The organism is Embleya sp. NBC_00888, assembly GCF_045207655.1.
Taxonomy (GTDB): Bacteria; Actinomycetota; Actinomycetes; order Streptomycetales; family Streptomycetaceae; genus Embleya.
Map to the genome: position 1 here is coordinate 7,509,730 of NZ_CP108784.1, position 19,879 is coordinate 7,529,608.

Sequence of the window (19,879 nt, forward strand, 5' to 3'; positions counted from 1 at the left end):
GCGGTGGCGTGGCCGGGCGTCGGGCTCGGAGGTCGGCTTCGGTTTCGGCCGCTGCCGCGTGGCGCCATCCGGCGGCGGGTGCCGGTGTGCGGGCGTCGGCCGCCGGGCGGGAGCCCGGTCGTGCCGTCGCCATCGCCGTCGAGTGGGTGGGGCGCTTCGACCGGGTGGCCGGGGTCCTACGTGAACTCGCGCACGAGTGAGGCCAGTTCGCGCCATTCGGGGAGCGGTATGCGGCCCTGGTCCGGGGTGAGGACCTGGAGGCAGACGTGGTCGGCGCCCGCGTCCAGGTGTTCGCGGATCCGCTCGGCGATCGCGTCGAGATCGCCCAGCGCGCACAGTGCGTCGACCAGGCGGGTGCCCTCGCCGTCGAGTTCGGCCTCGGAGAAGCCCATTCGGCGCAGGTTGTTCACCTGGTGCCGGGCGACCCGGTAGCCGGATGCGAAGCCGCGCGCGACCTCCACGGCCCGGGCCCGGTCCGGGGACAGCACCGTGGTCAGGGACACCGACAGGTACGGGTCCGGGCCCATCGTCTTCCGGGCCAGCGCGGTGTGGTCCACCGTCACCAGATAGGTGTGCGCGCCCCAGGTGCGTGCGCCGGCCAGTGCCAGCATCTTCGGGCCGAGCGCGGCGAGCACCCGGCGGCCGGGGCGTTCGGGCGGGGTGCCGATCAGCACGGCGGCGTCCATCTCGTCCAGGTAGGCGCCGACGCCGGCGACGGCGGGAGCGGTGTTCGCCTTGGGCATGCCCGGTATGTCGGCCTGGTCGGCGGTGCGGTGGCCGCCCAGGCCCAGCACGAAGCGGTCCGGGTAGGCCTCGTTGAGGGTGCGCTCGGTCGCGGCCATCAGGCGCGGGGTGCGCTCGGACATGATCGCGATGCCGGTGGCGACCGGGAGCGTACGGGTCGCGGCGAGCAGGAGTTGGGCGTGCGTGCCGGCCTCGCGGCCGATGCCCTCGCCGACCCACAGGCCGCCGTAGCCGAGTTCCTCGATCTCGGCCGCCGCCTCGCGCACCGCGCCGGCGGGTTGGCCGTCGAACGCGAAGGTCCACAGGCCGAGCCGCCCGAGGGCGGCCTTGTCGTGCGTCATCGGTGGTTCCGTTTCCGTTGGTGGGCGGTCACAGGTCACAGGTCACAGGTACAGGTCATGGGGTGCGGGTCACCGGCCGCCGGTCGTCGACCGCCGAGGCCGCGACGGGTTTCCCGCGTGCGGCATCGGACGGGGCCGGGGACCGGGATGGTGCCGGGGCATGGCCGTGCCCGGGGGCGGGGTTGCCGCGGCACCGGGCACGGGTGTGGCCGGGACATTCCGGAGGCTGCCTCCGGTTTGCTTCGACCACCATATGGAGGCAGGCTCCGTTTGACAACGTCCGAGAGGGAACACCGATGACCCGACCGATGCGTGCCGATGCCCGCCGCAACTACGAGCGCCTGCTCGCCGAAGCCCGGGTGGTGTTCGCCGAACAGGGCATCGACGCGTCGCTGGAGGAGCTCGCCCGCCGGGCCGGGGTCGGCATCGGCACGCTGTACCGGCACTTCCCCTCCCGTGACGCGCTCGTCGAGGCGGTGGTGCGGGACCGCTACGACGGCCTCACCGCGCGGGCTCGGGCGCTGGCCGACACCGCGGCCGCGCGCGACGCGCTGGCCACCTGGCTGCGGCTGCTGATCGAGGGCGCCGGCACGTTCCGGGGGATGAGCGCGACGTTGATGGCAACGCTCGCCGACGAGACCTCCGAGTTGTACGCCTCGTGCCACGCGATGCGCGCGGCCGGCGCCGACCTGCTCGCGCGCGCCCAGACGGCCGGCGAGGTCCGCGCCGACATCGACACCGACGAGCTCTTCACCCTCGCCCACGGCATCGCCTGGGCCCACGAACAGCGCGGCGTCGACGACCCGGAGCGGTTGCCGAAGCTCGTCGACGTGGTCGTCCTCGGCCTCGCCACGCGCCCCTGATCCGGCGTCCTCGATCCGACGCCGTGGGTGACCGGCGTCGCGGGCCCGGACGCGGAACACGTCGCCGGCCGGGACCCTGTCGGCCGGTGCGCCGCGGGCTGGGCCAGACTTCGGTGTCATGGACGAGCATGCGAACGGCCTTTCGGGGAGCGGTGCGGGCGGCCCGGGCGAGGGCCGCGCGGACGATCCGGCGCGGAGCGCGTTGACCGTCGCGGCGGGGGCGTTGTTCTTCGACGACCGGGGCCGCGTGCTGCTCGTCGAGCCGGACTACAAGCCGGGGTTGGAGTTTCCGGGCGGGATCCTGGAGCCGGGGGAATCGCCGTGGGCGGGTTGCGTCCGCGAGGTTCGCGAGGAACTGGGCATCACCCTGGACGGGCCGCCGAACCTGCTCGTGGCGCAGTGGGTGGCGCCGGTGGACGGACACCGTGGCGGGATGCGCTGGTTGTTCGACGGCGGCGTGCTGACTCCGGATCGGCTCGCCGGGATCCGGCTCCAGGCCGACGAGTTGCGGGCCTGGCACCTGCTGACACCGGATCGGGGCGCGGCCGCGATGCCGGCGGGGCGGGCCGCACGACTGCGAGCGGCGCTGCGGGCGCGGGAGAGCGGCCGGGCGATGTACGTCGAGGCCGGGGAGGTCGATGCGGCGGACGTCGGCACGGCGGGCGCCGAGATCGAAGACGTGGACACCGGGGACGTCGAGACCGCGCGCTGACGCGCGCGGCGGGCCGCGGCCGGCGTGCGGGGTGCGGTGTGCGGGGTGCCTGCCGGGGCGCCGGCTCGGCTGATCCGGGCGGCGCCGCTCAGACCTGCGGGGCGGCGTTCGCCACGGCCGCCGTCAGCGCCTCGACGAGCGGGACCGGTGCGGCGTCGGCCGGCGGATACACCACCAGCGTGCCGTCGTCCGCGACGCCGAAGCAGCCGCCGGCGCGACCCTCGCGTGCGGCCCGGTCGGCATCGAGCACGATCGGCGGGCCCTCGCGGAGGATGACGGTCTGCGGTGTCAGGCCGGCGCCGAGCAGGGCCGCGCGCAGCGCCTTGGCCCGACCGGCGTGCGAGACGCGCAGCCAGACCTCCTCGGCCGCCAGGGCGCCCCGCTCCAGGAACGGCCCACCGCGCGCGTCGAGCGAGAACAGATCCAGGACCGGTCGACGCCGGTCGACGACGACGGCGGTCGGGCGGCGGGTCAAGCGCGCCGGGCCCCTCCTCGGCGGGAACGCGACCACCGGCAGCGCCACGGCGTTCCGGTTCGCCAATTCCGCCGCCGTCGCGGCCAGGAGCAGCTCGATGCGTGCGACGGTCCGGAGCCAGTCCTCCGGACGTCCCGCCGCCGCCCCGCCGGCCGCCGTGGCCGCCGACCGCTGCCGCTCCGCCTCGATGACGGCGTCGAAGTCGCTCATGCCGGCAACCTACCGGCGCGCGACGTGCCCCGGTCGGACGCGGCCGTACGGGGCCGATCGGGAGCGATCCCGGGCCGGTCGGGTCGACCTGCCCGACCGTCAGTGCGCCCGGCCCCGTCCCTGGCCGAACGGCAAGCCACTTTCCGTGCGAACAACGGTGCCGAGGTGAAAATTGACGGCCCATCAGCCTTGTCGATTGGCAGAGGTCGACGTATGTTCATGCCCAACAGGAAGGGGGACCCGTGGCGATCCCGGCACCGGAGGACACCTATGACAAGGTGCTCCAGGCGGCAGAGGAACTGTTCGGCGAACAAGGTTTCGCCGGCACCTCGCTGCAGGCCATCGCCGATCGGGTCGGGGTGACCAAGGCCGCCCTGTACTACCACTTCCGCACCAAGGACGAACTGCTCGACGCCCTCCTGCGCCCGGCCCTGAACGACCTGGACCGGGTGTTGGAGGTCGCCGAGAGCAGGCGCGGCAGCACCGCTCGCCAGCGCCTGCTGTTCGAGGGCTACGTGGAGTTCCTGATCCGATACCGCACCCTCGCCGTCATCCTCGATCGGGACGTCGCGATCGGGCGCCACCGCGCCATCAAGCCCCGACTCGCCTCGATCACCGCGCGGGTGCGCGAAGTCCTCGACGACGTCGACGACTCGATCGAGTACCGCGTGTCCACGGCCGTGGTGATGGGCGGCATCTACTCCGCCGTCGCCGCCTTCCCGGAACTGCCCGACGACGAGCTCGGTCGCATCCTGCGCGGTGTGGTCCGCAAGCTCCTGGGCCCACGCCGCAGGGCGTCGGGCCCGGTCGCCGGGGTCTGACCCGCACCACCACACCGCACCACCCAGGCACGACACCCAGCCAGACCACCCGCACAGGCACACCACCTCGCACGCAGCACCGCACCACCGCGCTTCCGGCACCCGTCCCCGGCCGGTTTCCGCGGCGACCTCGCACACCCTCCGGCAACGGGAGTTCCACCATGACGTGTCCGGTCCTCGACCACGGCTTCGACCCCACCGACCCCGACCTGTACACCACGCGCATCCCGCTGGACGAGTTCGCCCAGTTGCGCAAGACGTCCCCGGTCGTGTGGGTCCCGCAGACGCCCGAGGTGTCCAACTTCGGCGACGACGGCTACTGGCTGGTCACCCGGCACGCGGACGTCAAGGAGGTCTCCACCAAGCCGGAGATCTACTCGACGAACAAGAACACGGCGATCATCCGGTTCGCCGAGGGCATGGACATGTCCAACATCGACGCGCAGAAGCTCATCATGATCAACATCGACCCGCCGGAGCACACCCGGCTGCGCAGCATCGTCCAGCGCGGCTTCACGCCCCGGGCGATCAACGCCCTCCAGGCCGCGCTGACCGAGCGGGCCGCGCAGATCGTGGCGGACGCCAAGCTCAAGGGCTCCGGCGACTTCGTCACCGAGGTCGCGTGCGAGCTGCCGTTGCAGGCGATCGCGGAGTTGATCGGCGTACCGCAGGAGGATCGCAAGAAGATCTTCGAGTGGTCGAACAAGATGCTCGGGTACGACGACCCGGAGTACGCGGAGTCCACCGAGGTCGGCGCACAGGCCGCCGCCGAGCTGATGCTGTACTCGATGGGCATGGCCGAGGAGCGCAAGGCGTGCCCGGCGCAGGACATCGTCACCCGCTTGATCACCGCGGAGTCCGACGGCAGCCTGTCCTCGGACGAATTCGGCTTCTTCGTACTGCTGTTGGCGGTCGCGGGCAACGAGACCACGCGCAACGCGATCACGCACGGGATGCTCGCGTTCTTCGACAACCCCGACCAGTGGGAGCTGTACAAGGCGGAGCGCCCGGAGACCACGGCGGACGAGATCGTGCGGTATTCGTCGCCGGTGATGTCCTTCCAGCGCACCGCGACCCAGGACACCGTGCTCGGCGGCCAGGAGATCAAGGCGGGGCAGCGGGTCGGCATCTTCTACAGCTCGGCCAACTACGACGCCGACGTGTTCGAGAACCCGATGAAGTTCGACATCACCCGCAACCCGAACCCGCACCTGGGCTTCGGCGGTGGCGGTCCGCACTTCTGCCTGGGTGCCTCGCTGGCCCGGATGGAGATCAACCTGATGTTCAACGCGATCGCCGACGCGATGCCGGACATCACCAAGGCGGCCGACCCTCGCCGACTTCGCCACGCGTGGATCAACGGCATCAAGGAACTCCAGGTGCACTACACGGGCAAGTAGCCCACCGGATCTCGGCAGGAGCGTCGGTCGACGACCCGCGACTCGGCCGAACGTGACAGGCGCCGTCCGCTACGGGAGCAGCGGGCGGCGCCTTCGCGGCTTTCGGGGCGGGGCTTGGGCGTCGGGGAAGGTCACGACTCGGTGAACGAGGTCCGGGCGGGGGGTTCGGGGGCGTAGCCTCCGCGGCATCCGACCGTGGGGGGTCTCGTGAGCAGTCAGTCGTCGCAGCCGCGCCGACGCATCGGCAACCGCGTTGTCGGGGCATGCGTTGCCATCGTCCTGGTGATCGGCGCCGCCGTGTTCGTGTCGACCCTGGTGCGGGGCAAGGGGGATGGCGACCCGGCGACGCCGGCTGCCGGATCGGGGGCGAACTCCGCCTCGGCCGGCGACAGTCGCTCGCCGAGCGATGCCCGCTTCATCGCCGAACTGGGTCGGGTGGCGCCACAACTGGTGGGCGCCAAGGCCGACTTGAACGTATTGCTGAGCATGGCCAACGTGTCCTGCGGATGGGTCGCGATGGGCAGGGAGCGCGACGAGATCGCGGGCCGCATCATGGGCGTCACCTTCACCCGCGAGGAGGCCGCCGCCATCACGAACGCGGCGATGACGGTGTACTGCCCGGCGGGAGGCCGCAAGTAGGCGGCGGAGGCGGGACGCCACCGGGACGGCGCGGCCGGAGCGGTGTCCGCGACGCGGTCACCCACTCGGATGTCCCGAACGGGGCGGGCCCGGCGGCCGGCGGGCGGAGTGTGGGAGCGGCGTGCGAAGGTGACTGGTTCAAGATCGATGGACCGGGACCAGGGGAGCGACGTGGGCGGCGTTGACGAGGGTGTGTACGTGGTGCGCAACGTGCACAGTGGGCTGGTCCTCGAGGTCGAGGGCGGGCGTACGAACAGCGGGGCCAACGTGTGGCAGGGCGCCGAGGACGGCTCCACCGCGCAGCACTGGCGGATCACCGCCGTACACGCGGGCGGCGCGGTGTACCACCTGGAGCACGTGGTCAGCGGGAAGCGGCTGGATGTGACCGGCGCCTCGGAGGAGAACGGGGCCAACGTGCAACTCTGGCGGGCGAACAACTTCGGCGCGCAGGAGTGGATCCTGGAGCAGCACGCGGACGCGCCGGGGCGGGTCACGCTGATCAACTACGTCAGCGGGCTGCTCCTCGAGGTGGCCGACGACAGTACCGAGCCCGGTGGCAACGTGCGGCAGTGGGAGGACACCGACCGTCCCTCGCAGTGGTGGGCGCTCGAAGCACGCTGAGCCCGCGGCCGGCCGCCCAGGCCCTGTCCGGCGGATCCCGGTGCGTCCGCGCCGTCCGGCACCGCGCCTCGCCGCCTCGGAGAAGCAGCCGAATGCAACCACTGTGCGGCTGCTTCTGGGGCACGCCGAGGCACGGCATCCGCCCTTCGGGCTCCTCGCTGCGCTCACGACGCGGCCCGATCCACCAGGATCCGCCGGACAGGGCCTGGTACCGCCGCGTGCCGCCCCGGCGTCGCCGTGGCTACGCGGCGGCCACCACGTGGGTGCGCGCGAGCGCCGGGGCGGTCGTCCGCGGGCGGGCGCCGGGGCGGGCGAAGACGAACAGCCGCAGCACCACGAACCGGCCGATCCCGGCCAGGCCCGACGCGCCCAGGTAGACGCCCTGCTCGACCAGGACGCCCGCGCCCGGGGCCGCCGCGTGCAGCCCGAGCACCGCGGCGGTGGTGAACAGGTAGGCGACCAGCGCGCTGAGTGCCGACTGCCCGTGCGCGCGCAGCCCGGCGCGCCCGCCGCCGAAGGTGAACCGGCTGTGCAGCTCGGTGGCGGCCACCGTGGAGACCACGGTCACGAACGCGTTGGCGACCGCGATCGGCATCGTGTCGGAGAGCACGACCAGCGCGCCCGAGGAGGCGATCCCGGTGCCGCCGCCGAAGACCACGAACCGCGCGAACGCGGCGATCGAGCCGGACTTCCCGGCCCTGCCGCCGGCTGCGTTACTGGTGTTCCCCGTGGTCTTCATGTCCTTCAGCCTAGAAACGAATGAGGCCAGAGACGTTCCTGATTCACCAGGTGCGCGCGAGGTGCTCGACAAAAACCTGACGGCTTGCCGGAACCCCTCTCCCATATGGCCTTCGGGCACCTCCGCCCGCTGATCCGGGACGGCTGTGACCCCTCCACCCTGGTGCACGAGCGCCCCTCGACGCACCCGGTTTTCCGCCCTCGGCGTGTCCGCACCGAGGGGTTGGCGGCGGCGCCGGGATCGCCGGAGCGGACCCGACCGAAGGCCCGAACACGCGACGACCCCGGTCGGCCCGCGAGGCGGGGGACCGGGGTCGGTGCGGCGCGATGGTGGCGGTGGGGCGGGTCCTAGTTGGCCGCGGTGAAGACCAGGGCCGCGTTGTGGCCGCCGAAGCCGAAGGCGTTGGCGACGGCCACGTTCAGCGGGCCCACCCGGGGCTCCTTGGCGACCACGTCGAGGTCGATGTCGGGATCCTGGGAGTCGAGGTTGATGGTGGCCGGGACGACCCCGTCGCGCAGCGACGCCACCGCGGCGACCGCGGCGATCGCGCCGGCCCCGCCGCACAGGTGGCCGAGCATCGACTTGATCGCGGTGACCGCCGCGTGCGTACCGATCGCCTCGGTGATCGAGGCGGCCTCCAGCGCGTCGCCGCCCGGCGTCGAGGTGGCGTGCGCCTGGATGTGGTCCACGTCCGCGCCGGTGACGCCCGCCTCGGCCATCGCCATCCGCAACGCGCGGACCTGGCCCGGACCGTACCCGGCGGTGATGTGGTTGGCGTCCGAGGTGACCCCCGCGCCGGCCAGGTAGGCGTGCACGAACGCGCCGCGCGCCGCCGCGAAGTCGGCCCGCTCCAGGACCACCAGCGCGGCGCCCTCGCTCATCACGAACCCGTTCCGCCCGGCGTCGAACGGACGCGACGCGGCGGCGGGGTCGCCCTCGTAGGTGGACAGCGCGCGGGCCTGCGCGAAGCCCGCGATCGGCAGCGCGCCTATCGTCGCCTCGGCGCCGCCGGCGACCACCACGTCGGCGCGACCGAGCCGGATCAGGTCCAAGCCGTACGCGATCGCCTCCGAGCCCGACGCGCACGCGCTGACCGGGGTGTACGCGCCCGCCCGGGCACCCAGCTCCATGCTGACCTGCGCGGCCGGCCCGTTGGGCATCAACATCGGCACGGTGTGCGGGGATACCCGGCGCACGCCGGACGCGGCCAGCACGTCGTGCTGCGCGAGCATCGTCATCGCACCGCCCATGCCGGTGCCCACCACCACGGCGAACCGTTCCGGCTCGACCGTCGGCGCGCCCGCGTCCGCCCACGCCTCGCGTGCCGCCACGAGCGCGGCCTGCTGACATCGGTCCAGGCGCCGGGCACGGACCCGGTCGAGCACCGTCTCGGGGCAGACCCGCATCCGTCCGGCGATCCGCACCGGCAGGTCGGCCGCCCACGGATCGGCCAGGGTGTCGATTCCCGACTCGCCCGCGAGGAGAGCCGCCCACGTGGACGGCACGTCCCCGCCCAAAGGCGTGGTCGCACCCATCCCGGTGACCACCACATCGGTCTTGCCGAGCGTCATAGAACGCACCCCAGCTCTGTCGAAGCATTGTGGAAACACGACACGGGCGACCCACTCGCGCTCGCGTGCGGGTCACTTGATCCGCAACGCTGTCAGGGAAAGGCCGGTCCGGGGGTATCGACACCGATAAAGAGGACGTCCTATTACTTGTGGAGACCCGACAACCGACCGGTAACCGGCTCAGCCCCGCAAATACGCCAGAACGGCCAATACCCGTCGATGATCGTCGGCCGCCGGCGGCAGATTCAGCTTGGTCAGGATGCTCGCGATGTGCTTGGACACCGCCGCCTCGCTGACCACCAGGGCCCGGGCCACCGCCGCGTTGGAGCGTCCTTCGGCCATCAGCGCCAGCACCTCGCGCTCGCGCGGCGTCACCTTGGCGAGCGGATCGCGCCGCCGGGCCAACAGTTGGCGGATCACCTCGGGATCGACCACCATGCCGCCGTCGGCGACCCGATCGAGGGCGGCCATGAATTCGGTCACATCGCCGATGCGATCCTTGAGCAGATAGCCCGTACCCACCCCGTCGCGCGCGTCGAGGAGCTCGTCGGCGAACGTTTGTTCGACGTACTGGCTCAGCACCAGCACCGCCAGGTCCGGCCGCAACCGCTGGAGCTCGCGGATCGCCCGCAGGCCCTCGTCGGTGAAGTCCGGCGGCATCCGGACATCGGCGATCACCACGTCCGGCGCGTGCGCGCGCACCGCCGCCACCAGCGAGGGGCCATCGCCCACCGCCGCCGGCACCTGGTGCCCGAACCGCTCCAACAGGCCCACCAGGCCCTCGCGCAGCAATACCGCGTCCTCCGCGATCACCACTCGCAAACGCCGCACGGTATCTCCACTCGCACCAGGGTCGGCCCGCCGATCGGACTCGACAACAACATCCGACCATCCACCGCCGCGACCCGGTCGGCCAGCCCCGTCAGACCCGAACCCGCGGCCGGGTCCGCGCCGCCGCGCCCGTCGTCCGCGACCTCCAGGACCAGCACCTCGTCCTGGATCCGCCCGTGCACCCGGCAGCGCTCGGCGCCGCTGTGCCGGGCCGCGTTCGCGAGCGCCTCGCACACCGCGAAGTACGCGGCCACCTCCACCGAGGCGGGCAGCCGCGTCACCTGTACGTCGGTGTCCACCGGCACCGGCGAGCGCCCCGCGACATCGCGGATCGCGGCGGGCAACCCGCGCTCGGTCAGCACCTGCGGATGCACGCCCCGGATCAACTCGCGCAACTCCGCCAGCGCCTCGCGGGCCATGGTGTGCGCCTCGGCCACCTCCCGGGCCGCCCGCGAGTCGGGCGGCAGGTCCAACGCGGCCAGCCCGAGCTTCATCGTCAACGCCACCAGGCGCTGCTGCGCGCCGTCGTGCAGGTCCCGTTCGATCCGCCGCTGCTCGGCCTCGAACGCGTCCACCAGGCGGGCCCGGGAGCGGCGTACCTCGGTCAACTCGGCGTCCCGCGAGCCCAGTACCGCGATCGCCACCGCCGAGCGCGCCCCCGCCCACGCCGCGATCGGATACGCCGCGACCGGCAGCAGCACCAGCCCCGCGAGTACCCCGCCCACCGACGCCCAGGGCGTCGCGGAGGGCTGCCACGGCGCGCTGAGCAGCACACCGGGAATCCCCACCGCGACGAACAACACCGCCAGATCCACCCACCCCAGGGTGAGCACCGACAACGCCCCCCACCCCAGCTCGCGCCACCCGGCCGGCTCCCGCAACGAGGACCGGGCAGGCCGGGCGTCCGGCGCCACCAGGCGCAACCGGCGCCGCTCGAACGGCCCCGCCAGCGCGACCAGCACCGTGAGCACCAGACCCGCGCAGACCACCGCCGCGACCGGCCCGATCCGATCCCAGGAAGCGGCGATCCCACCCGCCGCGACGCCGCCCGCGACCCCGGGCACCCCGCCCGCCAGCAGGTACCCGATCGAACGCCACGGCCAGGCCGAGGACAGGAAGCCCACGGGGCGCGCGGTCAGCGCCTCCAACACAGTGCGAGGAATCACCGCTCGACCGTAGCCGGCCCCCGGGCCGCTGTCGGTAGTGCCAGGTGGAGTGTTCGAACCAGTGCCCGCACCAATGCGCCGACCCCACCCGGCGCCTTGACTCGACGTCGTGACGAACCGACCCGGCGCCGTGCCGCGCCACATTCCAGACCCCGCCGCACAGCCCGCCGGCGCCCTGCCGGGCGACCGCCCGGATCCCGCCGATCGCACGCCCACCGAACGCCCGTCCCCGGCGCGCGCGGACGCCGTCGTGGTGCGGCTTCGCGACGTCACCCGGGTGTTCCACACCGGCGGACACCCGGTCACCGCGCTCGACGCGATCGACCTGGACATCGCCGCGGGCACGATGACCGCCGTGATGGGCGCCTCCGGTTCCGGCAAGTCCACCCTGCTGCACTGCGCCTCGGGCCTGGACCGGCCCACCTCCGGCCTGGTCACCATCGCCGGCACGATCACCCGCGACCTGGACGAGCGCGCGCTGGCCCACCTGCGCCGCGAGCACATCGGCTTCGTCTTCCAAGCGCTGAACCTGGTCTCCGCGCTCACCGCCGAGCAGAACGTCGCGCTTCCGCTGCGACTGGCCGGGCGCCGGGCCGACCCGGACGCGGTGGCCCGCGCGCTGGCCGCGGTGGGGCTGGCCGATCGGGCCCGCCACCGGCCCGACCGACTCTCCGGTGGTCAGCAGCAGCGCGTGGCGATCGCCCGCGCCCTGATCACCAGGCCCGCGGTCCTGTTCGCGGACGAACCCACCGGGGCGCTGGACAGCACCGCGTCGCGCACCGTACTGGGCCTGCTGCGCTCGCTGGTCGACGAGCACGGGCACAGCGTGGTCATGGTCACCCACGACCCGGCCGCCGCGTCCTGGGCGGACCGGGTCGTGCTCCTCGCCGACGGTCGAGTGGTCGACGAACTCGCGCGGCGCACCGACCCGGAGACGATCGCCGCCCGCGCGGCCGCGGCGGAGGCGCGGGCGTGAACACCCTGGCGACACTGCGCGAACGCGGCACCGCGCTCCTGGGTTCGCTGCTCGCGCTGGTCCTGGGCATCGCGATCCTCACCGCGAGCGCGTTGATCCAACTCACCGGCGGCACACCCGTGCCCGAGCGCTACGCCGGCACACCCGTGCTCCTGCACAGCGCGCACGGCACGGACCGCGACGGCGAGTTCGCCGAACCGGTGCCCTGGTCGCCCGAGCGAACCGGGCAACTCGTGCGCGAACTGGCCGCGATCCCGGGAGTGCGGGAGGTGGTCGCGGATCGGCCCTTCTACGCGCAGGCCGTGTCGGGCGGCCGGCCGGTGGGCGGGCGGGACGGGGACGAGCGCATGGGCCGGGGATGGTCGAGCACGGCGCTCGCGCCGGCTCCGCTGGTCGCCGGACACGCCCCGCGCCGCGCCGACGAGATCGCCGTGGACGCCGAACTGGGGCCGCGCCCGGGCGAGTCGATCACGGTACTGACCGCGCGTGGGCCCGCCGCGTACACCGTCAGCGGCACGGTGCGCGGGCCCGGCTACTACGTCACCGACGAGCGGGCCCGAGAGTTGGCCCCCGGCGTGCGGGTGCTGGGCGTGCGGCTGACCGACGGCGCCGACCCGCGGGCGGTGGCCGCCGCGGCGCGGGCCCTGGCGCGCACCGACGCGCGCGTGCTCACCGGTGCGGACCGGCGCGACCTGGCGCCGGCCTCGGCCCGCCGCACGTCTTGGATCGGCGCCCAGGTGATCATCACGATGGCCGGGCTCGCGGGCTTCGTCACGATCCTGGTGGTCGCGGGCACGTTCGCCTTCGGGGTGAACACGCGACGCCGCGAACTCGCCCTGCTGCGGGTCATCGGCGCCGATCCCGGGCAGGTGCGACGCGCGCTGTACGCCGAGGCGCTCCTGCTGGGCGCGCTCGGTTCGGCCGCCGGCGTGCTGATCGGTGTGCTCGGCGCACCCGCGGCGACCGGGATGCTGGTGGACACCGGCTTCGAACCGGCCGGGTTCGCGATCCGGGTCCGGGCCTGGATCCCGGCCGCGGTGTTCGTGGTGGGAGTGGGCACGGCGCTGGTCGCCGTATGGTCCGCGTCCCGGCGGGCCGCGCGGATCGATCCGCTGGAGGCGCTGCGCGAGGCGGTCGTCGACGAACGGCCGATCGGTAGGGTCCGCCGGATCGCGGGCATCGCGAGCGTGGCCCTGGGCGGCGGTTGCGCGCTCGCGAGCGCGTTCGCGGCGCCGACCGAGATGATCACCTGGGCCTTGGCCACGGCGGTCGCCTCGATCAGCGGCGCGACCCTGCTCGCCCCGGTGTTCGTGGCCCCGCCGGCCCGCGCGCTCACCCGCCCGTTCGCCCGCCGAGTGGGCGCGGTCGCGCTGCTGGTGCGGGAGAGCGCCTGCGCCGCCGTGGGCCGCACCGCCTCCACCGTCGCGCCGGTGCTGGCCACGATCGCCTTCGTGGTGCTGATCACCGGCAACACCCGTACCGGCGCCGAGGCGTTCGCCGACCACGCGAGCGCGACGACGCGGGCGAGCGGCGCGGTGGTCGCGAGTGGTACGCCGGGTCTGTCCGACGCCGCGGTGGCGGGGGTGACCGGCAGCGCGCTGCTCGCGAGCACCGTGTACGCGGGGCCGGCCCGGCTCGCCGTCGACGCGGCCGGCGTCGACCCGGACGCCTTCGTCCGCACACACGACCGACTCGACCTCGTCCGGGGCACACTCGCCGACCTGGTCGGACCCGACACCGTCGCGGTGACCGCCTCGACGCTGGCGGCGCTGGGACAACTCCCGTCCCAAAGCGCGGAGTTCACCTTCGCAGACGGGCGTACGCGGGTGTTGCGGATCGTCGCGGTGCTCGACGACCGCGCGGACTCGCACGGCGTACTGCTCGCCCGGAACACGCTGCGCGCGCACGACCCGGACGCGCTGACCGAGGTGGTCCACCGCACCGACGGGCCGGCGATCGTGCGCGGCGACCCCGCGGCGACCGCGCTGGGCGTCCGGGAGATCGGGGTCGCCGCGTACGCGCGGCGGGCCGATGCCGAAGAGGACCGACTGATCGACGTGTTCACCCTGCTGCTGGTGGCGACGACCGCCGGCTACACCGCTCTGGCCGTCGGCAACACGCTGCTCATGGCCGGCGCCGGCCGGGTCGCCGACTTCCGGGTGTTGCGCCTGTCCGGGGCGACCCGCCGCCAGGTGTTGTGGACGGTCGCGGGGGAGACCACGTTCGTGGTCGTACTGGGCGTGCTGCTCGGCGGCCTGGTCGCGGTGCCGTCGCTGCTCGGGATCCGGGCGGGACTCGCGGGCGCGCTCGGTACGCCGGTGCGCCTGGTGGTGCCGTGGGCGCCGGTGACCTGCGCGATCGTGACCTGCCTGGGGATCGCGCTCGCGGCGAGTGTGCTGCCGGCCCGAAGGGCGATGCGCGGGGTGGCGCCGTGAGAGCGGGCCGAGCCGGGCCGACGGGGTGACTTTCGGCGGATTGCGGGACGGCATTATCACCGACTTCGGTGCGGTTGGCCCGGGTTTGCCGAAGATCATCGAAAATCCGGCGAACCGTCGTGACCATGGGCATTCGCGACTTCGTCCCCCGACCTCGACCCAGGGAGACCGCCATGGCCTGGTACCCCGGAGCCACCAAGCGCGAGCTGGAGCCGGAATCCGACGCGCAACCCGCCATCCGTCCCACCCAGTTCATCCTGCACTCGATCGCCGCGCCGTGGTCGGGGGAGCGCATGTACGAGTACTGGCGCGACTCGACCAACCTCGAATCGCACTTCGGCTGCGCCTACGACGGCGGTCTGTGGCAGTACATCGGCACCGAGACCCGCGCGGACGCCAACGCGTCGGCGAACCGCCGATCCGACGGCACCGGCGCGGTCAGCGTGGAGACCGCGAGCAACCTGGAGCACACCGACCCGTGGACCGACGCCCAGGTGGACAGCCTGATCCGGCTGGGCGTGTGGCTGCACGAGCGGCACGACCTGCCGCTGCGGATCTGCCGCACCTGGGACGATCCGGGCTACGGGTATCACCGACTGTTCGCCAAGTGGTCGATCAGCGGCACCGCGTGCCCCGGCGACGCACGCGTGCGGCAGTTCCACGACCGGGTCTTCCCCGGCATCGTGGCCGGAACGGGCGGAACCCCCGTCCCCGACATCCCCGCCCCGCGACCGGCCGTCGACCTGGCCGAACTGGTCGCCGCGGCACGGTCCGACCCGAGCCGCGAGGGCACCCCGGTCACCTACGTGGGTACCCGGATGGTCGAGAACGCCCTGGTCGCGGAGGGGCTGCTCGCGCGGAACCTGGCCGATGGGCACTACGGGACGGCGACCCTGCGGGCCTACGCGGAGTGGCAGCGCCGGCTCGGCTACAACGGGTCGGACGCCGACGGGATTCCGGGGCGGCGATCATTGACGCGGCTGGGGGCGAAGTACGGCTTCACGGTCGCGTGAGGTGCCCGTCGGGCCCGGGTGCCGCGGGGCACCGGGGCCCGGGGGTGCGGATTCGGGCTTCACTCGTCCCGGTCGGTGGCCACCAGCAGGCCGGTGACGATCGCCATCAGTGACCAGACCAGCCACATCCAGGCGACCGCTTCGTAGAGGGCGCTGTACAAACCCAGGATGGTCAGCAGCACGAGTGTGCAGACCACCATGCCCCGACTTTGTGGACCGTACGTACGGATCATCGTCGCCTCCACCCTCGGAGCCCGGGAACGAACCGGTGCTTGGCACGGTAGCGCAGCAGGTCACGGCACGGACAGAGAACGGCCGTCGGCAACCGCGCGTCGCGTCGGATCGGCGCGCGGTGGCCGGTCGGCCGCGCTACAACACCAGCAGGTCGAAGAGCCGGTCCAGGTCCGCCGCCGGATTCGCGGTCAGGCCGCCGTGTACCGGACCGGGCTGGACGATCGTGCTGCGCGGGGCGGTCAGCCAGCGGAACCGCCGACCCACCGGCTCGGCCCCCGGAGCGCCGGCCGCCTCGCTGCCCGCGCACACCAGCTCCCACGCGGCGAGCACCGCGCGCGCCTGGGTCACGTCGGCGTCCGGGTCCAGGGCGCACAACCTGGACTGCTCCACATGGGTGCGCGCGCCCAGGAAGCCGAACGCCTGGCTGTACAGCGCGACCCCGACGTTCAGACACTCCCCGCGCTCCACGCGCGGCACCAGGCGGATGATCGAGTACTCGAAGAACTGCCGCTGCGCGTTCATCGTCATCACTTGAGCCAATCCGGGCGGTTCGACGACTGCGCCGCGCCCTGCCGCGCGACCACGTCCGGCGCGATCTCCGGCAGCCACGCGCGCGGACCGGCGGCCCGGGCGAGCAGGTGCCCGATGTACGCCTCACGCAGCGCGTCGGGGCTGTCCAGGCCCAGCGCGCGCTCGGCGTCACCGGGATCCAGCCACTCGTCCGGGACCAGGGCCAACACCTCGGTGAGCAACTCGCGGGTGATCCGAGGAGCCAGCTCGGCGTCCGCCTTGACCAGGCCCGGACCGCCGAGGGCGGCCAGCACGTGGTCGGCGGCGTCGAACGGACGCGTCGCGGCCGCCTTGGCGGCCTGCCACGCGTGGTGGAACCACAACGCGGCGCCGTGGTCGATCAGCCACAACCGGCCGTGCCACACGAGCAGGTTCGGATTGCGCCAGGAACGGTCCACGTTCGAGGTCAACGCGTCCAGCCACAACACCCGCGCGGCCAGCTCGGCGTCCGGCTCCCAGGTGGCCGGGGTGAAGTCGGCCGAGCCCGGCAGGAAGTCCATCCCCAGGTTCAGCCCGGCACTCGCCTGGACCAGCTCCTGGACCTCCTGGTCCGGCTCGCCGCGCACGATCACCGGGTCCACCTCGACCCGCACCAGGGCCGGCACCGGCAGCCCGAGCCGGCGGGCGAGCTCGCCCACCACGACCTCGGCGACCAGCACCTTGACGCCCTGTCCGGCGCTGCGAAACTTCACGACGTAGGTGCCCAGATCGTCGGCCTCGACGAGGCCGGGCAGCGAACCGCCCTCACGCATCGGCGTGACGTAACGAATGGCATGGACCAGGGGAAGCATTCCCGAACAATGCCACGCGCCGGCCGGCAAAAAACACTGGCCCTATTTGGGCGACTTCGTCGCCGGCTCGCGAGGCGCCGCTTTTTCTTTCCCCCGCTTCGCTCCTCCAAGAAAAAGCGGCGCCTCGCTCGGGGCTTCGTGTCCCTGCGCTTCGCTCCGGGCCACGAAGCCCACACTTGCGGCTCCGCCGCTCTCCGCGCTTCGCGCGTCGATCACCGGGGTGGGCGCGGGTCGGGGGCGCTGACGCGCCGGCGTGCGGCGGGCACGTGACCGCGCCGGTCGTGGCGTGGGCCCGAGGGCGGCCCCTTGGCCGTCGCCACCGAACTCAACGGCCGCCCACGCAAAACGCTTGACGGGCAGCTCGGGCGGGATGGGGCTGCCGTTCTCGTACCGCGACCATGCCGACGTCGAGTACCCGTGCGCAGCTGCCATGTCGGGAAGGGACCAGCCCTTCCGCTGCCCACGTGAGGACACCAGGGCGCACGATCCCGCCGCGCCGTGCTGTTCACCCTCGAAGCTCGGCGCGGCGACCCCGGACGGGGGTGCTGTCGGCAGGGTCGAACGGGACTGGGCTCAGTTCATGACGACTCGGCACGGCCCCGACTACCCACCCGCGCTGACCGCGCTGGTCGCGCACGCTTGGAAGGACGACGGGGACAAAGTCACGACGGGTCGGTTCCCCGTGGTGGACGTCCGGGACGCATGGGACGTTCGATCAGTGCTCGAAGTCGAAGTTCCGGGCGTGGAGGCGGATTTCGCGAGGGAGGGAGACACACGCACGGCCGTACTTGTCCACCCTGATGGTTCATGGGCGAGAGCATCCGCTCACCGATACGCCGCGCCGACCGTTCACCAGGGCGGACCCCGCCGACTCTGGTCGGCACTGGAGATGTTCCGGCTACGGCTCAATGCCGAGGGAGCGCTACCGCTCTACGGCGCGCACGTCCGGATCACCCCCGATGGTGTCTGCCACCTGAAGCGCGGCGGGTGGACCGGTGTAATCGACTGACCGAAGCCGCCCCGCGTGTTCGCGGACTCCTCGTGGGGCGGTTCTCGAATCAGGTCGGCCGCGAGCTGCCGATACGGCGGTTCTGGCGCTTGGTGATCAATCGTGTCCGCCGACCGGTCAACCTGCGGAGTGGGTCCGCCGGTTCGGCCTCGGTGTGCGGTGCGGGCGGGTAGCCCTTCCAACGGGCGTAGGCGGCCGGCAGGCACACCGCGCACGGCCGGAACCCGGTCTTGATCGCGGTCGCCTCTTCGGCGAAGAAGGCCCGGCCGGCGACGTTCGGCGATCTCTCGGCACGTGTCCGAAAAGCGCTCGACCCGCCACACCCGCGCCCGACAACCTGGGGCGCATGATCTCCGCCGACCGCGTCCTGGTGCTCGCGCCGCGCAGCACCGACACCGACCGCGACCTGGTGAGCGCGGCACACCGTCGCGGCCTGCCCGTTCGCCGACTGCACACCTGGCGCGTCCCCAACAACCTGGTGGGCGTGCGGGCGCATCTCTACGCGGGCCCGCTGTTCGCCGACGCGATGGCGCGCGACCTGGACCTGGGACTGCTGGAGGCGCCCGAGGACTGGCTCGCCGAGCTGCCGCGCGAGCTGACCCGCCGGGAGATCACCGCGACCACGCTCGCGCACGCCCGGACGCTGCGCACGCCGGTGTTCGTCAAGCCGCCCAACGACAAGTCGTTCCCGGCCCGGGTGTACCGGGACGGCACCGAGCTGCCCGGGAGCGACGCGGCGGACCCGGACACCAAGGTCCTGGTCAGCGAGACGATCTCGTTTCGGGCCGAGTTCCGGCTGTTCTGCCTGGACGGGGTCGTGCGCGCGGCGTCGCGCTACGCGGTCGACGGCGACCTGGCCGTCGCGCCGATCGAGGAGTGCGCGCGGGGCGTGGACGCGCTCGCGTTCGGCGCCGACGTGCTGGCCGCGTCGGCGGCGGGGCTGCCGTCGGCGATCGTGGTGGACGTGGGCGTCACGGACCGCGGCTGGGCGGTCGTGGAGGCCAACGCGGCGTGGGCCTCGGGGGGCTACGCGAGCGATGTCGACGCGCTTTTGGACGTGGTGTTGCGAGCCGGTGGGCCGCGTCGGGAACACGAACCGCGCGACACGCCGTTCCTGCGACACGCCCCCGTCGTTCGGCGTCGCACCTGACGGGACAATGGGCGCACCCGGGTCCACCAGGATCCCCGCTCCTCGGGACGTGACACGCGTGAGTTCGCCGGAATCCACCTCGGCGCCGATCGGCGACCTGTTCATGCGCGTGGCCAAGCGCATCCGGGTGCGCGCCGGCCGGGAACTCGCCCCGCTGGGCCTGACCCCGGCCCAGGCGCACGCGATGAAGGTGCTCGCCCATGCCGACGGGCCGCTGCGGATGGCGGACCTGGCCGCTCGGCTGGAGATCGTGCCGCGCTCGGCGACCACCGTCGTGGACGACCTGGCCGCGCGCGAACTGGTCCGCCGCAGCACCTCCGAACTGGACCGGCGCGCGACGCTCGTGGAGCTGACCGAGCGGGGGCGGGCCGAGCTGCGGCGGATCCGGGCGATTCGGCAGGGGGCCGGGGCGGCGGTGTTCGATCGCCTGGGGGAGGCGGATCGGGCCGAGTTGTTGCGGTTGTTGCGGTTGGTGGATCGGGAGTTGGTGGAGCAGGACGCCGCGGGGGAGCCTTGCTCGCGGCGAGGGGCCGGGTGAGCGGTGGGTGGGGTTCGCCGAGGGCGATTC

General features: G+C 73.2%; 21 protein-coding genes. 11 read left to right on the plus strand and 10 right to left on the minus strand.

All coding sequences use genetic code 11. The features are described 5' to 3' along the window. Nucleotides 1-176 precede the first annotated feature (176 nt). The gene (locus tag OG948_RS32045) at nucleotides 177-1,085 is read right to left on the minus strand and encodes a TIGR03620 family F420-dependent LLM class oxidoreductase (RefSeq protein WP_406299800.1); all 909 of its coding nucleotides are present in this window, start codon (nucleotides 1,083-1,085) and stop codon (nucleotides 177-179) included. Between the two features lie 296 nt (nucleotides 1,086-1,381). On the opposite strand from OG948_RS32045, the gene OG948_RS32050 reads away from it, so the two are divergent. Together OG948_RS32050 and OG948_RS32055 are read left to right on the plus strand one after the other, a co-directional pair. Further along, on the plus strand, nucleotides 1,382-1,948 hold the full coding sequence (locus OG948_RS32050; RefSeq protein WP_406299801.1) for a TetR/AcrR family transcriptional regulator: 567 nt from the start codon (nucleotides 1,382-1,384) through the stop codon (nucleotides 1,946-1,948). A gap of 118 nt (nucleotides 1,949-2,066) precedes the next feature. Beyond that, a complete protein-coding gene (locus OG948_RS32055) occupies nucleotides 2,067-2,660 on the plus strand; it encodes an NUDIX domain-containing protein (protein ID WP_406299802.1) in 594 nt (197 codons plus the stop codon). Between the two features lie 88 nt (nucleotides 2,661-2,748). Here OG948_RS32055 and OG948_RS32060 read toward each other — a convergent pair whose 3' ends face one another. After that, nucleotides 2,749-3,345, minus strand: coding sequence for a hypothetical protein (locus tag OG948_RS32060; RefSeq protein ID WP_406299803.1), 597 nt, complete (start codon nucleotides 3,343-3,345; stop codon nucleotides 2,749-2,751). A gap of 242 nt (nucleotides 3,346-3,587) precedes the next feature. Here OG948_RS32060 and OG948_RS32065 point away from each other — a divergent pair, with 242 nt between their 5' ends. From OG948_RS32065 to OG948_RS32080, 4 genes are all read left to right on the plus strand, one after another. Continuing rightward, nucleotides 3,588-4,166, plus strand: coding sequence for a TetR/AcrR family transcriptional regulator (locus tag OG948_RS32065; RefSeq protein ID WP_406299804.1), 579 nt, complete (start codon nucleotides 3,588-3,590; stop codon nucleotides 4,164-4,166). Nucleotides 4,167-4,327: 161 nt separating this feature from the next. Then, on the plus strand, nucleotides 4,328-5,566 hold the full coding sequence (locus tag OG948_RS32070) for a cytochrome P450 (protein ID WP_395865319.1): 1,239 nt from the start codon (nucleotides 4,328-4,330) through the stop codon (nucleotides 5,564-5,566). A 207-nt stretch (nucleotides 5,567-5,773) separates the two neighbouring features. Next, nucleotides 5,774-6,205 (plus strand): DUF732 domain-containing protein, encoded by a 432-nt coding sequence (locus OG948_RS32075; RefSeq protein WP_406299805.1) that lies wholly within the window; start codon nucleotides 5,774-5,776, stop codon nucleotides 6,203-6,205. Nucleotides 6,206-6,376: 171 nt separating this feature from the next. Then, nucleotides 6,377-6,826, plus strand: a complete 450-nt coding sequence (locus OG948_RS32080) for an RICIN domain-containing protein (RefSeq protein ID WP_402232084.1) — start codon at nucleotides 6,377-6,379, stop codon at nucleotides 6,824-6,826. Nucleotides 6,827-7,067: 241 nt separating this feature from the next. On the opposite strand, the gene OG948_RS32085 is transcribed toward OG948_RS32080, so the two are convergent. From OG948_RS32085 to OG948_RS32100, 4 genes are all read right to left on the minus strand, one after another. After that, nucleotides 7,068-7,565 carry a hypothetical protein gene (locus tag OG948_RS32085; protein WP_406299806.1) on the minus strand — a complete coding sequence of 166 codons (498 nt, stop codon included), beginning with the start codon at nucleotides 7,563-7,565 and terminating at the stop codon, nucleotides 7,068-7,070. Between the two features lie 347 nt (nucleotides 7,566-7,912). Further along, the gene (locus OG948_RS32090; RefSeq protein WP_406299807.1) at nucleotides 7,913-9,136 is read right to left on the minus strand and encodes a beta-ketoacyl-[acyl-carrier-protein] synthase family protein; all 1,224 of its coding nucleotides are present in this window, start codon (nucleotides 9,134-9,136) and stop codon (nucleotides 7,913-7,915) included. A 180-nt stretch (nucleotides 9,137-9,316) separates the two neighbouring features. Next, complete coding sequence (locus OG948_RS32095) at nucleotides 9,317-9,949, minus strand: response regulator (protein ID WP_406300382.1); 633 nt, start codon at nucleotides 9,947-9,949, stop codon at nucleotides 9,317-9,319. Beyond that, on the minus strand, nucleotides 9,946-11,133 hold the full coding sequence (locus tag OG948_RS32100) for a histidine kinase (RefSeq protein WP_406299808.1): 1,188 nt from the start codon (nucleotides 11,131-11,133) through the stop codon (nucleotides 9,946-9,948). The genes OG948_RS32095 and OG948_RS32100 overlap by 4 nt, the downstream gene beginning before the upstream one ends. 250 nt (nucleotides 11,134-11,383) lie before the next feature. Between OG948_RS32100 and OG948_RS32105 the strand changes: the two genes are divergently transcribed. The 3 genes from OG948_RS32105 (at nucleotide 11,384) to OG948_RS32115 (ending at nucleotide 15,557) form a co-directional block, all read left to right on the plus strand. Next, nucleotides 11,384-12,109 carry an ABC transporter ATP-binding protein gene (locus OG948_RS32105; RefSeq protein WP_406300383.1) on the plus strand — a complete coding sequence of 242 codons (726 nt, stop codon included), beginning with the start codon at nucleotides 11,384-11,386 and terminating at the stop codon, nucleotides 12,107-12,109. Further along, complete coding sequence (locus OG948_RS32110) at nucleotides 12,106-14,544, plus strand: FtsX-like permease family protein (RefSeq protein WP_406299809.1); 2,439 nt, start codon at nucleotides 12,106-12,108, stop codon at nucleotides 14,542-14,544. Before OG948_RS32105 ends, OG948_RS32110 begins: the two co-directional genes overlap by 4 nt. 173 nt (nucleotides 14,545-14,717) lie before the next feature. Continuing rightward, nucleotides 14,718-15,557 (plus strand): N-acetylmuramoyl-L-alanine amidase, encoded by an 840-nt coding sequence (locus OG948_RS32115; RefSeq protein ID WP_406299810.1) that lies wholly within the window; start codon nucleotides 14,718-14,720, stop codon nucleotides 15,555-15,557. 59 nt (nucleotides 15,558-15,616) lie between these two features. Here the strand turns inward: OG948_RS32115 and OG948_RS32120 are convergent, their stop codons facing one another. The 4 genes from OG948_RS32120 to OG948_RS32135 form a co-directional block, all read right to left on the minus strand. Next, entirely contained in the window at nucleotides 15,617-15,790 is a 174-nt protein-coding gene (locus OG948_RS32120; protein ID WP_406299811.1) for a hypothetical protein, read from the minus strand. 136 nt (nucleotides 15,791-15,926) lie between these two features. After that, complete coding sequence (locus OG948_RS32125; protein WP_395865301.1) at nucleotides 15,927-16,319, minus strand: DUF3037 domain-containing protein; 393 nt, start codon at nucleotides 16,317-16,319, stop codon at nucleotides 15,927-15,929. After that, nucleotides 16,319-17,152, minus strand: coding sequence for a HipA family kinase (locus tag OG948_RS32130; protein ID WP_406299812.1), 834 nt, complete (start codon nucleotides 17,150-17,152; stop codon nucleotides 16,319-16,321). Before OG948_RS32130 ends, OG948_RS32125 begins: the two co-directional genes overlap by 1 nt. Nucleotides 17,153-17,194: 42 nt before the next feature. Continuing rightward, nucleotides 17,195-17,626, minus strand: coding sequence for a helix-turn-helix domain-containing protein (locus tag OG948_RS32135; protein ID WP_406299813.1), 432 nt, complete (start codon nucleotides 17,624-17,626; stop codon nucleotides 17,195-17,197). 881 nt (nucleotides 17,627-18,507) lie between these two features. Between OG948_RS32135 and OG948_RS32140 the strand changes: the two genes are divergently transcribed. Together OG948_RS32140 and OG948_RS32145 are read left to right on the plus strand one after the other, a co-directional pair. Further along, the gene (locus OG948_RS32140; protein ID WP_406299814.1) at nucleotides 18,508-19,311 is read left to right on the plus strand and encodes an ATP-grasp domain-containing protein; all 804 of its coding nucleotides are present in this window, start codon (nucleotides 18,508-18,510) and stop codon (nucleotides 19,309-19,311) included. Nucleotides 19,312-19,369: 58 nt separating this feature from the next. Continuing rightward, nucleotides 19,370-19,849, plus strand: coding sequence for a MarR family winged helix-turn-helix transcriptional regulator (locus tag OG948_RS32145; RefSeq protein ID WP_406299815.1), 480 nt, complete (start codon nucleotides 19,370-19,372; stop codon nucleotides 19,847-19,849). Nucleotides 19,850-19,879: the final 30 nt, after the last annotated feature.

Coding starts and splice junctions, on each gene's coding strand:
- OG948_RS32045 (WP_406299800.1), bottom strand. CDS start 1,085: ATGACGCACGACAAGGCCGCCCTCGGGCGGCTCGGCCTGTGGACCTTC.
- OG948_RS32050 (WP_406299801.1), top strand. CDS start 1,382: ATGACCCGACCGATGCGTGCCGATGCCCGCCGCAACTACGAGCGCCTG.
- OG948_RS32055 (WP_406299802.1), top strand. CDS start 2,067: ATGGACGAGCATGCGAACGGCCTTTCGGGGAGCGGTGCGGGCGGCCCG.
- OG948_RS32060 (WP_406299803.1), bottom strand. CDS start 3,345: ATGAGCGACTTCGACGCCGTCATCGAGGCGGAGCGGCAGCGGTCGGCG.
- OG948_RS32070 (WP_395865319.1), top strand. CDS start 4,328: ATGACGTGTCCGGTCCTCGACCACGGCTTCGACCCCACCGACCCCGAC.
- OG948_RS32085 (WP_406299806.1), bottom strand. CDS start 7,565: ATGAAGACCACGGGGAACACCAGTAACGCAGCCGGCGGCAGGGCCGGG.
- OG948_RS32090 (WP_406299807.1), bottom strand. CDS start 9,136: ATGACGCTCGGCAAGACCGATGTGGTGGTCACCGGGATGGGTGCGACC.
- OG948_RS32115 (WP_406299810.1), top strand. CDS start 14,718: ATGGCCTGGTACCCCGGAGCCACCAAGCGCGAGCTGGAGCCGGAATCC.
- OG948_RS32120 (WP_406299811.1), bottom strand. CDS start 15,790: ATGATCCGTACGTACGGTCCACAAAGTCGGGGCATGGTGGTCTGCACA.
- OG948_RS32125 (WP_395865301.1), bottom strand. CDS start 16,319: ATGACGATGAACGCGCAGCGGCAGTTCTTCGAGTACTCGATCATCCGC.
- OG948_RS32130 (WP_406299812.1), bottom strand. CDS start 17,152: ATGCTTCCCCTGGTCCATGCCATTCGTTACGTCACGCCGATGCGTGAG.
- OG948_RS32140 (WP_406299814.1), top strand. CDS start 18,508: ATGATCTCCGCCGACCGCGTCCTGGTGCTCGCGCCGCGCAGCACCGAC.